This window comes from Chryseobacterium sp. G0162 (genome assembly GCF_003815715.1).
Taxonomy (GTDB): domain Bacteria; phylum Bacteroidota; class Bacteroidia; order Flavobacteriales; family Weeksellaceae; genus Chryseobacterium.
Window position 1 is genome coordinate 778166 of sequence record NZ_CP033922.1, and the last position, 13632, is coordinate 791797.

Below are 13632 nucleotides of genomic sequence, written 5' to 3' on the forward strand. Positions count from 1 at the left end.
AAACCTCTTAATCATTGATTAAAAGGTTCTTATAATATATAAAATAAACGGGTTCTAAAGATCCAGAGCCGGTTCAAGAATCTTTTCCATTCTTTTCTTCACCATATCTACTGATCCTGAATAATTGTTCACCATTAAAGAGAAAACTAAGGTTTTACCAGAATTGGTCTTCAGGTAACCAGCCAGTGTTTTCACTTTATTTAAAGTTCCTGTTTTTGCAAAAACCTGTCCGTTCCCCGTTCCAAGGAACATTCTTTTCAAGGTTCCGGATTGTCCACCGATAGGTAAAGATGTTAAGTAAGATCTGTAATATTTTTCATCCATTAAAGAAGTCAAAAACTTCACCTGAGAAATGGGAGTCACATTATTGCTTCTTGAAAGTCCGCTTCCATCTATATAATTTAGACCCAACATGTCAAAACCAGCATCCTTTAAGTGATCTGTCACTACAATTCTTCCTGATTCTGAAGTCTGATCTCCTAATTTCTGAAAACCTACTGTTCTCAATAACGCTTCTGCCAATGAATTATCACTATGCTGATTCGTATAATATACAATATCACCCAATGTTGGAGATTTGTAAGCAGAAATCATTTTTCTGTTTTCCGGAGTTGGGTCCGTCATCTTTGCAGATACTTTTCCGGTAACAGGAATTCCGCTTTTCACCAAGGTAGTTCTGAAAGAATTTGCCAGATATGCTGGTGCATCTGGAAGTTTTGTTGTTAAAATTCCATCTCCATCATATTTTTCAGCATATACCATCTGATGAGCATAAGGTGAAACGTAGAAAAATTTCTTTTCTGTAGAAAAACCGGATTTCTTTACGATGAGTTTTTCATTAGCCGGATTAATGGCATGTGTGGTTCCTGCAGGCAGATAATAATTATTATTTTCCAACCATACAACATTTTCCGGAAGCATTGCAATATTGCCTTTGAAAAGCGCTGTCTGAATGATAATATCACCATTTACCTTTTGGATTCCCTCACGCGAAAGTCCACCTATGAAATCTGAAATAATGTCTCTATAAGATCCTGCTCCTGCTTTGTTTGTTCCCAGAGATGGATCTCCACTTCCTACTACATACAAATTTCCGTTTAACGTTCCGTTTTCATCTACAGTTCCTGAATACTCCAACTGAGTCATCCAACGATAGTTTTCCCCTAGGAGATTCAATGCTGTTTCAGTAGTCAGTAATTTTGTTGTGGAAGCTGGGACTAACGGCGAGCTTTCGTTGTACGAAGAAATGACCTTCTTCGTTTTCGGGTCATACACTACGAATCCCCAGGTTGCATTTTTCAGCACAGGATCCGCCATCATTGTGTTTACATTAATGTCTACAAGTTCTTTAGCCGACAAAACACTTTTCTCCACCATCGAACTTACAGGCGACGGAAGGTTTAAGCTGTTTTTCTGATTGTCGTAATTCTGAGAGTAAAGAACAGTAGAAACGGTAGATTGAGCCAGGAAGAAACCGGAAGCCAACACCGCTGCACTTGAAATATATTTTCTGAAATTTACCATCTATCCTTTTTTTGTTTTCTATAGTTTGAGCCTGTAGAAAATGATAAGTTAAATCATTCAATAAAAAAGCCAAACACTTAATCAACGTCCAAAAGTAGAAATTATTGTTATACAACGGACCACAGAGGTCTTATAAAAGAGTGTAAAGTTTGTTAAAAATTGTTAAAAATCAACAAAAACATCCTTTTTAATGCTTTGATAAGCAGTAATTTCATCGAATTCTTTCAAACTTATCAAAACCATGTTTTTAAACTTTTCATAGTTTTTCCCACGGGGTAACTTCAGTAAAATCTGGAACTGATATAAATTATTTAACCTGGCAATCTGAGCTCTTTCCGGTCCCAAAATACATTCTTCAGGAAGATATTTTCTCAGAATAGAACCTAGAAACTGAGAGGCACGGTCTACCTTATCATCTCTCCTGTGTTTCAGTTCGATCATAATCAGTTTGGTAAACGGCGGATAGTGGAATTTCTGACGTTCGGTAAGAATATACTTATAGATTTTCGCCGGATTATTCATTTTAATCAGCTGAAATACGGAATGATCAGGATTATAAGTTTGAATCAGGATTTTACCTTTCCCTGAAACTCTTCCCGCTCTTCCGGAAACCTGTGTAATTAACTGATAGGCCCTTTCTTCTGCCCGGAAATCCTGTACATATAATAAGGAATCAGCTTTAGGAATAGCTACCAATTCTATATGGTCAAAATCGAGACCTTTGGAAATCATCTGTGTTCCTACTACAATATCGGTTTCTCCATCTTCAATTTTCTCATACAGCTTTTCATAGGCAAACTTCTTACGCATAGAATCTACATCCATCCTGTCCACCTCATTTTCAGGAAACAGTTTGGATACTTCTTCGTGAATCTGCTCTACTCCTACTCCTCTTTCATTCAGGTTTTCCGAGTTACATTTCGGGCAGGTTCTAGGCTTTGAAGCTCTTTGACCACAATAATGACATTTCATTTCATTGGCCGCCTTATGATACGTCATTACCACATCACAATTGGAGCAATAATTAACATAACCACAGGTTTCACACTCTATAACATTGGCATATCCACGTCTGTTGTGAAGAACGATAGCCTGGTTCTTTTCATCAATTGTGTGCTTAATGGCGTCAATAAGCCTTGTAGAAAAATTTCCAGATACGTTTTTAGATTCCTGAGCTTCTTTGAAATTAATCAGTTCATATTCAGGCAGATTCACATTCCCGAACCTTTCATTCAGGAAAATGTATTTCATTTTATCTTTTCTGGCTCTGTAATAACTTTCAACAGAAGGGGTTGCAGAGCCCAGAATAACTCCGGCTTTATACAAACCACCCAAAACCAGTGCAGCATCTTTAGCATTAAAATAGGGCGTAACTTCCCTTGGTTTATAAGCAGAATCGTGTTCTTCATCTACTACAATCAATCCCAGATCCTGATAAGGTAAAAACAAAGCATTTCTGGTTCCCACAAGAATACGGATATCATTCTGTTTAATTCTTCTCCACACCTCTACCCTTTCGAAATCTGTCAGTTTCTGATGGTAAAATCCTAACTGCCTGCCATATTTTTTTTCAAGTCTTTGGGTAATCTGTTTAGTCAGAGAAATTTCAGGAAGTAAAAAGAGAACGTTTTTCCCTTCTCTGATACATTCTTCAATTTTCTCTAAATAAATATGCGTTTTTCCTGACGATGTTACGCCATGAAGCAGCACATTTTTTCCTTCTTCAAAAGCTTCATCGATCTCAGATTTTGCTATTTTCTGCTCTTCGGAAAGTTCTTCTATCTCTTCAATTTCGCCTTCATAACTTTCAATCCTGTCTTTCTGCATATAATATTCCTCCACAAGACCTTTGTCTGCCAATGCCTTGAAATGAGAGCTTCCAAAATAGCCGTCTTCAAACAATTCGGCTTTTTTAATATGAAGATCAGGGTTTTCAGTCTGCTTTTCTAAAATTAAAAGGAACAGATCTTTTTGCTTAGGAGCCTTATTCAGCTTTAAAAGAATTTCTGTAAGATTCTGATTGTTTAAAACACTATCATTAATTCTTACATAAGCTACTTCTTTCGCCTTATATTTTTCGGCAATTTTCTCATCAATCTCAATATACTGCAGATCGATCAGAGAATTGATGGTTTTAATAATTTCTTTCTTGGGAATAAATGCTTCAATATCTGTAAGATTGACCAATTGTCTTACTTCCAGCGCCTGAACCAAGTACATTTCATTGACATCCAGGTTTTCAAAGTCAATAACTACACCGGGTTTTAATTTTAAATACGTTTCGCTCTCCAGTTTTAAGGAAGATGGAAAAGCTAACCTGTAAATCTCTCCGAGGTTACACAGATAATAATCGGAAAGCCAGTTCCAGAAACGAATTTGTTCTTCCGGAAGAATAGGTCTTTCATCCAAAATACTGATGACATCCTTCGCCACAAAGTTATCCGGAGCATTATCATGAAGTTCAAAAACAATTCCCGTATAGATCTTTTTTCCTCCAAATGGTACCAGAACCCTCATTCCTAATTGAATTTCAGGCATTAGTTCTTCTGGAACCTTATAGGTGAAGGATCCTTTTAAATTAAGTGGTAAAACAATTTGAGCGTATTGCAAGGGAAATATTTAAAGTGTAAAATTAGATGTTTCTGAAGAGAACTGCAATTTTTTGTTAATGATTACGCCTATTTTGTATTATCTTTATTCACCATTTTTTTCATGGAAAATTACATTTTATTATTTTTGATAGGACTTATAGCTGGTGCTTTGAATGCGGCAGCTGGTGGTGGATCATTCATTACTTTTCCAGCTTTTATCTATGCAGGCGTTCCTCCGATTCAGGCTAATGCATCCAGTACTGTAGCATTATTTCCTGGTAGTTTAGCCAGTGCCTGGAAGTTCAAAGAGTATATTCAGCCTTTTCCCAATATTTCAATAACGACAATGATTATTTTTACTCTTTTGGGGGGATGTGCAGGAGGCTTTCTTCTTTTATATACTCCATCAGCAGATTTTAAGCTAATAGTTCCATGGCTTCTTTTATTAGGTTCTCTCGCATTTGCATTTGGAAAACAAGCCGGTAACTGGCTTAGAAAAAGAATTAAGATTGGTTCCGGATTAGTTTTAGGTGCTCAGTTTATTTTAGGAATATATGGCGGTTATTTTGGTGGTGCAGTAGGAATTATGATGATGGCTGTATGGGCATTATTCGGCTTATCAGACATCAAAATCATCAATGCTAATAAAACACTTTTTACAGGAATAGCTAATGCTGCAGCAGTTATTTTATTTATTTCAGCGGGTAAAATATATTGGCCGGAAACCTGTACCATGATGGTTGCTACAATTTTAGGCGGTTATTTTGGTGCTCATTTCACCAAAAAACTTGATCCGGTAAAGTTAAGAACCGGAATTATATTCTTCAATTTTCTGATTACCTTCGTTTTCTTTATTAAAACTTTTTCTTAGTAGAAACCTATATTTAGAATATAATATCTATTATCTCATACCACATTGCAGAGGTAAAAAACCCTACAATAATACTGACTCCGATAATCAGGTTGGTTAGCTTTGTATTCAGCCTGAACTGTTCTGCAATGATACTTGAAGTCACTAATGTTGGCATGGCTGCTTCGAATATGGTAATTTTTGCGACATCTCCTTTTATTCCTAACAATAAAGCCATTCCCAATACAATTGCAGGTGCCAGAATTAATTTATATAACATGGAAGCTGACATCTGAGGAATAAGCTTTTTCCAGCCATTAAATTTCAATTGTAATCCAACTGAGAACAGAGCTAACGGGCTTACAGTAGCGGCTAATTTATCAAAAAGAGGTTCTGCAACAGTTAAATCTATAAATTGAGATAATACCAATGCTGAAATACAGCCTATTAATGGTGGAAATGTAATCAGACGCTTCAGAATAAATACGGCGTTTACTCTTCCGGACTTACTTCCTCCTTTCACAGCTGCAATAATTCCCAACGTTGAAAGGGCAAAAAACATCGTTTGGTCGCAAATAATCGCGATACTCAAAAGACCTTCCCCATAAAAAGCACTGATCAAAGGAAATCCGATAAAAGAAGTATTGCTATAACCGCTGGCCAACTCCAACGTGCTTCTTGACCGCCTTGAATATCCTCTACTTTTACTGTAAAACATTACATAAAAGAAACAAAATACAGACACTAAGAAAGTGGCTGCAATCGGAAAAAGCATTTCCGTTGTCCATTGTACTTTCGGCAGGTATTTGAATGAAACTGCCGGTAGAGCAAGATAAAGAATCCAGGTATTGATCCCCTTGTGGGCATCCGGGTGGATAGATTTTGTTGCTTTGAATATCATTCCTGCAATAATGCACACTGCAATCAGAACAAAATTTACCATAACTATAAAGAAATATGCTGCAAAGTTACGGCTGATTTCTGAGTTGGGAATAGGAAAATTTATATTTTTTTGAGTAAGAGTTCGATTGAAAACAACATTAATTAGATAAATAGCTTAGTTTTTCTAAACGTTATAGGTTTTTGAAACCCATAACGTTTTGGTACTGTTAAATAACTTCTTCATTAATTTTCAAAAATTTCAAACAAACTCATCACCTCAACCTTATCCAAAGATTTCGAAAGGGTAATTCTTTTTGATGTCACAGGTAACAGATCAAAGAAGTTATCACTGAAATGAGTATCTCCGATCAGGTATACGTCCTTTGCCAAAACATCTGTTGATACTTCAATTTCTGTTGGCGATATTTTTTTAATGGTGATATTAGGTTTTGAGAGTTTCAAATCTTTAGGTTTAGCAGGAAAGAAAAGCTTTTCAAATTTCACATCTTCACTATCTAAACTTATTTTCAAAACAGCTTTCGATACATCAAATTTTGCCAGATCAGCTTTGTTAATACTCAAAATTTTCTCACTCACATCAGCTTTCAACTCTTTATTAATATTAGATTTCCATAGCTGTTTTCCTTCAAAATCAATGAGCTCAAATTTTATATCAGCTTTTATCTCTTTCAATACATCACTAATCAGATAGATTTCATAAGCTTTACTATTTTCAGCAACAGAAATCAGTACAGGCTCAAAACTTCTTTTTGTCTGATAGTGAAAAGCCTTCCAATTTCCTAAATAATCAATGGACGACCATGAAACTACCGGCCAGCAGTCATTAAGCTGCCAGTACAATGTTCCCATATTATAAGGTTTTGCTCTACGATGAGCTTCTATTGCAATCTGCATTCCTCTCGCCTGTAGCAGTTGGGATACATAATTATACTTCACAAAACCTGTGGGTATTGCATAGTCCCGTCCCATATATTTATTAATAATCTCCCAGCCTCTTGCATGTTTTTCATGGGCTTTAATAGTGGGATTTTGTAAGTCCAGATCAGCAACTCCTGAAAACATTGACTTTGTGGTAGCTAAAGTTGGCATTCCCTGAAAACCATATTCAGACATAAAGCGGCCTACTTTTTCATGATACATTTCGAAAGGCTGTTCACCCCACCAAACACCCCAATAATGAGAGTCTCCTTCTGTAAGGCTTTCTTTATGTCCCCATCCGATAGATGGTGAGCTTGGCCAATACAGATTTTTATCCGGCGTAAGGCTTTGTTTCAATGTATTAGGAATAACTTCATGAAACAGCTTTTTATAATCTTTCCAGACCTGCAAAGAATCTGCTTTTGAGTATTTAAACTGTTTCTGATATCCCCAATTGACAATCGCTTCATCAATTTCATTATTTCCACACCATAAGGCAATGGATGGATGGTTTTGCAGTCTGTTGACCTGATCTTTCACTTCTTCTTTTACATTCTCCAGAAATTCATTATCTGCCGGATAAAAACTTCCTGCAAACATAAAATCCTGCCACACCAAAATTCCGTTTTCATCACAGGCTTTGTAGAATTCTTCATCTTCATAGATCCCACCGCCCCAGATCCGGATCATATTCATATTGGCTTCTTTGGCAGCCTTAATTAATTTTTGATATTTTTCCTTCGTAATCCTTGGAGAGAAACTGTCTGCAGGTATCCAGTTTGTTCCTTTGATGTATAATGGGTTTCCATTAACTTTAAAATAAAAAGATTTACCCTTTTCATCTTTCTCCTGAATAAGTTCAATATCTCTCAAACCATACGTAACATTGATATCTCTAATAATTCGCCCTCCTTTCTTGTATAAGGAAATCTTTGTAGTATATACAGTAGGCTTTCCTCTTCCATTAGGCTCCCATCTCTTCGGATTTTTGATATTATAAGGAAGTCTAATTGTATTAAAACCTTTATTAAGATGAAATTTATGCATTCCTCTATTTAAGTTAAACCACGTAAAGTACTCCCCCTCTTCTTCAGCGAAAATGTTCATATTAAATGATACCTGAGCCAATGAATCAGTAAGTGACTTTTGCTCAACCTGAATATGATTAACTTTTGCGTTTCTCCAAAACTCCAGTTTTACATCCTTCCAGATTCCTGCTGTTACTAATCTTGGACCCCAATCCCAGCCAAACTGATATTGTGCTTTTCTTACAAAGCTTCGTGGCGATTCCGGCATGGTAAACGGAACCTTTTTTGCCCGTTCTTTTCCTTCATTGACCGCAGATTTAAACTTTACCTGTAACAGATTTGTTCCCTGCTTCAAATATTCTTTCACTGGAATCTCCCAAATCCTGAACATATTATCTGTTTTCTTCAGTAGTTTCCCATTAAGATAAATGTCAGAAAATGTATCTAATCCGTTAAAAACAAGATCAATATTGTCGTAATCAAAATCCTTGAATGATATATCAAAATTAGTCTGATAATCCCAATCTTCATTTTCTACCCATTGAACCTTCTTTTCATTTTCATCCTTGAAAGGATCCGGAATAAGCTTATTCGCCATCAGATCCAGATGAACAGTTCCTGGAACCTTAGCCGGAAACCAGTTTTTATCTTTTGAATTTTTGAACTGCCAGTTTTCAGAGGACAGGCTTCTTTCCGAATACTGAGCAAAAAGAATATTCTGAATAAAAAGGAAAGCAAAAAGTAAAGTTTTACGCATCAATGATTTTGTTTACAATTCTATGGATTCCGTGTTTAATAAGTTCACTATTGAAATTAATAAGAAGTCCGAGTTTTATATTAGTTTGTTTTAAATAAGTCAACACCTGAGCATTGAAAATAGGATGCAGTTCCAAGACAGCCTTAACTTCGATGATTACTTTATCTTCTACAATCAAATCAATTTTATATGCATTTTCTATCGAGATTTCCTTGTATTGAAGTGATAAAGCAACTTGTTGTTTAACATTAAAACCTAAGGTTCTTAATTCGTAAGCTAATGCTGTTTCATAAGCGTTTTCTAGTAGCCCAACACCTAAGTTTTTATGGACTTCTATAGCGGCGCCTATTATTTTGTAAGATAATTCGTTTTCGGTCATTTGTGTTTGTATATTTTTTTAAACGCAAAGTTTTTATTTTGCGTACGCATTATCTTTAAGGGAGCTAAGAAAGAATCGATTTGCAATCGATTATGATGAAGCGGATGTTATCTATCTGCTTATTTAGCGACTTTGTCGCCTTACTTTGCTTCCTTAAAAATATATTAATAAGACTTTGCGTCTAAATTAATTCTAATATCGTATACTTTTCAAATAAACTTCCTCTTATAGTAGGCTATTTATGTACATTTTCTAATAATCCTACATCTTATTTCTTAGGAACCTCTATAGCTGCTCCTATTATTTTGTAAGATAATTTATTCTCGGTCATTTGTGTTTGTATATTTTTTTAAACGCAAAGTTTTTATTTACAGTACGCATTATCTTTAAGGGAGCTAAGAAAGAATCGATTTGCAATCGATTATGATGAAGCGGATGTTATCTATCTGCTTATTTAGCGGCTTTGCCGCCTTACTTTACTTCCTTAAAACATAATACACTATTAGATAAAACTTTGCGTCTAAATTAATTCTAATATCGTATACTTTTCAAATAAACTTCCTCTTATAGTAGGCTATTTATATACATTTTCTAATAATCCTACATCTTATTTCTTAGGAACCTCTATAGCTGCTCCTATTATTTTGTAAAATAATTTATTCTCGGTCATTTGTGTTTGTATATTTTTTTAAACGCAAAGTTTTATTTTGCGTACGTATTCCTTTTAAGTGGGCTAAGAGGGAATCGATTTGCAATCGATTATGATGAAGCGGATATTATCCATCTGCTTATTTAGCGGCTTTGCCGCCTTACTTTGCTTCCTTAAAACATAATACACTATTAGATAAAACTTTGCGTTTAAATATATTTTCAATATTATCTACTTTTCAAAAAATAATCTCCCAAAAAACTAATAGTAGTTTTGTCATTCCGAGGGACGGAGGAATCCAGATTCTTCGCTATGCTCAGAATGACAAATTAGATATTTAGTGATTATTTATTCTTCAAAGCAATCACCTCATCAGGATTAGCAAAAGATCCTCCATCAGTAATCGCTGAAGAGTGGAAGTAACCGGCTTTTGTAGCTTGTCTTATCTCCTCAATATTTGAGGAACGAAGACCACCGCCTACAAGAATTTCAATTCTTCCATTGGAAAGGGTAACTAATTTTTTCAGGTTTTCTTTTCCTTCTGAAACATTAGGCTTCTGCCCTGATGTGAGAATGGTTGTAAAACCACATTCAATGACTTTTTCCAAAGATTCTTCCAGGCCTTTTGCCCTGTCGAAGGCCCGATGGAATGTACAAGGAAGTGGTGAAGCCAATTCAATCAAAGCTTTATTCTGTGCCTTATTCACCTCATCATTTTCATCCAGAATACCGAATACGAAACCATCAATATTCAATGATTTCAATGCGGTTAAGTCGGTCTTCATCTGCTCAAATTCATTATCCGAATAAGTAAAATCACCTCCTCTGGGACGGATCATCACAAAGATTGGAATATTTATTTTCTCTCTTAATTTTTTTGTAGATTCAAAATCGGGAGTTGTTCCTCCTTCACTTAATCCTGAACAAAGTTCTATTCTATCAGCTCCATTTTCAAAAGCAATCATTGCTGATTCAGGATTAAAACATGCTATTTCTATTTTTGACATCGTCTTTTTTATCTTTTAATTAAATTCGGGAATATCTTGCAGTACATCGGCTATCAAAAAAGAATCCTTATCTTTTCTAACTTTAACTTTTACAGGATATATAGCTTTTAATGCTTTATCATTAAGAACAACATCAAACAAGTAGCTGTTATCATTTTCAGAGATCAACTGGCATTTTGTTACCTGCACTTTATCCCAATCCTGGCCTGCGATTAAGAATCCAACTCCTATGCCCGCCTTTTTAGTATCGAACTTCCCTTTCCATTTGTCATTGAATTCTTTTTCTGTAAGACTTCCATCTACATCCATATCAACACTCATCGCATCACCTTTATAATCGTAATACTCTTTGGTGGTTATTTTCTGCATATTCTTATCCAGGTTACCAAGATCTGACTTAAAGTACTCTTCAATACTTTTTTCCAGCCATTTTTTCGCTTCTTCTGCTTCATTAGTTTGAGCCTTCGTATGCAGTACCACTTTTTCTTTCACTTCAGGTTCTGGTTGGGTTGCAATTGCTTCTTTCTTTTCTTCTTTACATCCTATTATTAAAAATAATGAAGCGATGATCGTTCTTTTCATATTCTATTGGTCTATTTTTTGGCAATGCCGCTTATATTTAGTTTATATGTATTGGTTTATATGCAGATACAGGTAAATTAAAGATTTCCTGCTTTCTTAACCATGAATACAAGAATAATTCATTAGTGCATTCGTGGCCATAGAAAAATTGTGTATTATTTCACTGCAAACTCAGGTGTTTCCAGGCGATTGCCTTTCTGGTCATATACTGCGAAATTAAATCCATCCTGGATGCAATAGGCACCATATTCTCCTTTTTTATTGATAGCGATAAAGCCTACCTGAATATCTTTAAGGTTTTTATTTCTTCTCTGGTTGATCTTTACAATTCTATCTACCGCTTCTTTACAAGCCTGTTGTGGACTTCTTCCCTGTCTCATCAATTCTACCACAAGATGTGTTCCTACTGTTCTGATCACTTCTTCCCCATGTCCGGTTGCTGTTGCAGCTCCCACTTCATTATCTACAAATAACCCTGCTCCGATAATAGGGGAATCTCCTACTCTTCCATGCATTTTGAAAGCCATTCCACTGGTTGTACAAGCTCCTGAAAGGTTTCCTTGCGCATCAAGAGCAATCATTCCTATGGTATCATGATTTTCAATATTAGCAATAGGTTTATATTTACTTGTTTTCAACCATTCTTTCCATTCTTTTTCGGATTCTTCCGTAAGAAGGTTTTCTTTTTTGAAGCCCTGTGAAAGGGCAAATTGTAATGCTCCGTCTCCTACCAACATGACGTGAGGTGTCTTTTCCATTACCCCTCTTGCTACGGAAATAGGATTTTTAATATGTTCCAGACAAGCCACTGAACCGATATTGTAATTATCATCCATGATACAGGCATCCAATGTTACCCTGCCATCTCTGTCTGGGCGTCCACCGTACCCAACACTTCTTTCTTTAGGATCTAATTCTACCAGTCGGACTCCTTTTTCAACCGCATCCAGAGCTTTTCCTCCTTTTCCAAGGATTGTCCAGGCTTCTTCATTGGCTTTGATCCCAAAATTCCAGGTTGAAAGAACGATAGGTTTATTGGCAACGGTATTGTTTTCAGGTAATTCTTTCGCCATTAGATCCAATGGATTTACAGCCAGTGCTGCTGTAGCGATTCCCAGTTTTTTGATAAAACTTCTTCGGTTATTATTCATTGTATATCAAAATTATAGTATGAACAAATCTAAAAAAAACTTCTCTGAAATCCTTAGTCTCGCTTAACGAATATTGATATACTATTTTTAGCTATCTTTACTGCTGTAATGGATGCGTTTAAAACTTTCAGGAATATTATTTTCTTTCAGGATTTATCTGATGAGGAAATTAATGTTTTGGTAAGCATCAGTACGCCCAAACTTCTTCGAAAAAAAGAAATACTGGCAGAACCGGGACAGTCTTTTAATCAGTTATTTATTCTTTCCAACGGATTACTGAGATTTTTCTTTGATGATGAAAATGGTATTGAAACTAATCTTTTTTTACCTTCAGAAAAAGAAGCTGCTATTATGGAGAGTCCGGAATCATTTTCGGAAAAAAGTGAAAGAAAATATACGATTGAAGCTGTTATAGAATCTCAGATCTTTTTATTTAACAAAACTGAATTTGAAGAATTGGCATTCCAGCACAGAGGAATTTATAACGCGTATCTGAAATCTTTAAAACAGATCATTAACACTTTAAAGGTACGCACCGAGCAGCTTTGCTCCACCTCTCCTCATTCACGATATGAAGACTTTCTGGAAACCCGTCCTTTCACTTCTCAAAACGCCAATAGAAAGTATATTGCTAATTTTCTGGGCATCACTCCCAATTCGCTTTCAAGGATGACTGCAAGGGTTCATAAAAAAAGAAACGAAAGAAAAAAATAACTTAGGAATACTTTTTCTCACTTTATTCGATCTATTTTTGCTTACTCAAAATACTGTTACACAAATTATTAAAAGCAAAAATGAGAAAAATATCATTTACAAAACACTATCTATTATAGAAATATTATTAGGACTTTAAGTTAACCAACTGACATTGATTAATGTTTCGGTTACCATCTTGTTTTACATTTCATTCTACCTTATACAATTATATTATGCAAAGAATATCCATACTTCTCTGCCTGTTACTTTCATGCAATTTTGTTCAGGCATCTACAGGCGGCATAGAAGATCATATAGCTGATGGTGCATCCTGGCTCATCTTACTTGTTTTACCTTTTGCCGGGATCTACCTTTTCTGGAAAGTTCACATTTATCCGGAGAAAGTAGCCGAAAAAAAGAATCATCCTCAGCTCAACGCCATAAAAAGTATGTGCCTCCTTTCCCTTGTTTTTGGAGGCCTTTTATGGCCGATTGCCTTAATCTGGGCGAATTATGATTACACCAATCAGAATGAACAAAAAAAAGATTCGGAGACTACTGAACCTGAAGAAATTAACACAATTGAAAATTAACCAA

11 protein-coding genes are annotated in these 13632 nt (G+C 35.5%); 3 read left to right on the plus strand and 8 right to left on the minus strand.

Features of this window, described 5'->3' with window-relative positions; translation table 11 throughout:
• Nucleotides 1-54: 54 nt before the first annotated feature.
• The gene (gene dacB / locus EG344_RS03705) at nt 55-1524 is read right to left on the minus strand and encodes a D-alanyl-D-alanine carboxypeptidase/D-alanyl-D-alanine-endopeptidase (protein WP_123908368.1); all 1470 of its coding nucleotides are present in this window, start codon (nt 1522-1524) and stop codon (nt 55-57) included.
• 162 nt (nt 1525-1686) lie between these two features.
• Nucleotides 1687-4134, minus strand: a complete 2448-nt coding sequence (gene priA, locus EG344_RS03710; protein WP_123908370.1) for a primosomal protein N' — start codon at nt 4132-4134, stop codon at nt 1687-1689.
• Nucleotides 4135-4236: 102 nt separating this feature from the next.
• Between priA and EG344_RS03715 the strand changes: the two genes are divergently transcribed.
• Nucleotides 4237-4986, plus strand: a complete 750-nt coding sequence (locus EG344_RS03715) for a sulfite exporter TauE/SafE family protein (RefSeq protein WP_123908371.1) — start codon at nt 4237-4239, stop codon at nt 4984-4986.
• Between the two features lie 13 nt (nt 4987-4999).
• Here EG344_RS03715 and EG344_RS03720 read toward each other — a convergent pair whose 3' ends face one another.
• From EG344_RS03720 to EG344_RS03745, 6 genes are all read right to left on the minus strand, one after another.
• Complete coding sequence (locus EG344_RS03720) at nt 5000-5908, minus strand: AEC family transporter (RefSeq protein WP_123908373.1); 909 nt, start codon at nt 5906-5908, stop codon at nt 5000-5002.
• Between the two features lie 182 nt (nt 5909-6090).
• Complete coding sequence (locus EG344_RS03725) at nt 6091-8571, minus strand: beta-mannosidase (RefSeq protein WP_123908374.1); 2481 nt, start codon at nt 8569-8571, stop codon at nt 6091-6093.
• Nucleotides 8564-8950 (minus strand): GxxExxY protein, encoded by a 387-nt coding sequence (locus EG344_RS03730; RefSeq protein WP_123908375.1) that lies wholly within the window; start codon nt 8948-8950, stop codon nt 8564-8566. The genes EG344_RS03725 and EG344_RS03730 overlap by 8 nt, the downstream gene beginning before the upstream one ends.
• Before the next feature lie 993 nt (nt 8951-9943).
• Complete coding sequence (locus tag EG344_RS03735; protein WP_123908376.1) at nt 9944-10606, minus strand: copper homeostasis protein CutC; 663 nt, start codon at nt 10604-10606, stop codon at nt 9944-9946.
• A gap of 15 nt (nt 10607-10621) precedes the next feature.
• On the minus strand, nt 10622-11188 hold the full coding sequence (locus tag EG344_RS03740; RefSeq protein ID WP_123908377.1) for a hypothetical protein: 567 nt from the start codon (nt 11186-11188) through the stop codon (nt 10622-10624).
• 155 nt (nt 11189-11343) lie between these two features.
• Nucleotides 11344-12339 carry an isoaspartyl peptidase/L-asparaginase family protein gene (locus tag EG344_RS03745; RefSeq protein WP_123908378.1) on the minus strand — a complete coding sequence of 332 codons (996 nt, stop codon included), beginning with the start codon at nt 12337-12339 and terminating at the stop codon, nt 11344-11346.
• 108 nt (nt 12340-12447) lie between these two features.
• Here EG344_RS03745 and EG344_RS03750 point away from each other — a divergent pair, with 108 nt between their 5' ends.
• Both EG344_RS03750 and EG344_RS03755 read left to right on the plus strand, forming a co-directional pair.
• Nucleotides 12448-13053 carry a Crp/Fnr family transcriptional regulator gene (locus tag EG344_RS03750; RefSeq protein ID WP_123908379.1) on the plus strand — a complete coding sequence of 202 codons (606 nt, stop codon included), beginning with the start codon at nt 12448-12450 and terminating at the stop codon, nt 13051-13053.
• A 215-nt stretch (nt 13054-13268) separates the two neighbouring features.
• Nucleotides 13269-13628, plus strand: a complete 360-nt coding sequence (locus EG344_RS03755) for a DUF3302 domain-containing protein (RefSeq protein ID WP_123908380.1) — start codon at nt 13269-13271, stop codon at nt 13626-13628.
• Nucleotides 13629-13632 lie beyond the last annotated feature (4 nt).

Excerpts from the sequence above, each read along its gene's own strand:
- dacB (WP_123908368.1), bottom strand. The coding sequence starts at position 1,524 with ATGGTAAATTTCAGAAAATATATTTCAAGTGCAGCGGTGTTGGCTTCC.
- EG344_RS03755 (WP_123908380.1), top strand. The coding sequence starts at position 13,269 with ATGCAAAGAATATCCATACTTCTCTGCCTGTTACTTTCATGCAATTTT.
- EG344_RS03750 (WP_123908379.1), top strand. The coding sequence starts at position 12,448 with ATGGATGCGTTTAAAACTTTCAGGAATATTATTTTCTTTCAGGATTTA.
- EG344_RS03725 (WP_123908374.1), bottom strand. The coding sequence starts at position 8,571 with ATGCGTAAAACTTTACTTTTTGCTTTCCTTTTTATTCAGAATATTCTT.
- EG344_RS03730 (WP_123908375.1), bottom strand. The coding sequence starts at position 8,950 with ATGACCGAAAACGAATTATCTTACAAAATAATAGGCGCCGCTATAGAA.
- EG344_RS03735 (WP_123908376.1), bottom strand. The coding sequence starts at position 10,606 with ATGTCAAAAATAGAAATAGCATGTTTTAATCCTGAATCAGCAATGATT.
- EG344_RS03715 (WP_123908371.1), top strand. The coding sequence starts at position 4,237 with ATGGAAAATTACATTTTATTATTTTTGATAGGACTTATAGCTGGTGCT.
- EG344_RS03720 (WP_123908373.1), bottom strand. The coding sequence starts at position 5,908 with ATGGTAAATTTTGTTCTGATTGCAGTGTGCATTATTGCAGGAATGATA.
- EG344_RS03740 (WP_123908377.1), bottom strand. The coding sequence starts at position 11,188 with ATGAAAAGAACGATCATCGCTTCATTATTTTTAATAATAGGATGTAAA.
- EG344_RS03745 (WP_123908378.1), bottom strand. The coding sequence starts at position 12,339 with ATGAATAATAACCGAAGAAGTTTTATCAAAAAACTGGGAATCGCTACA.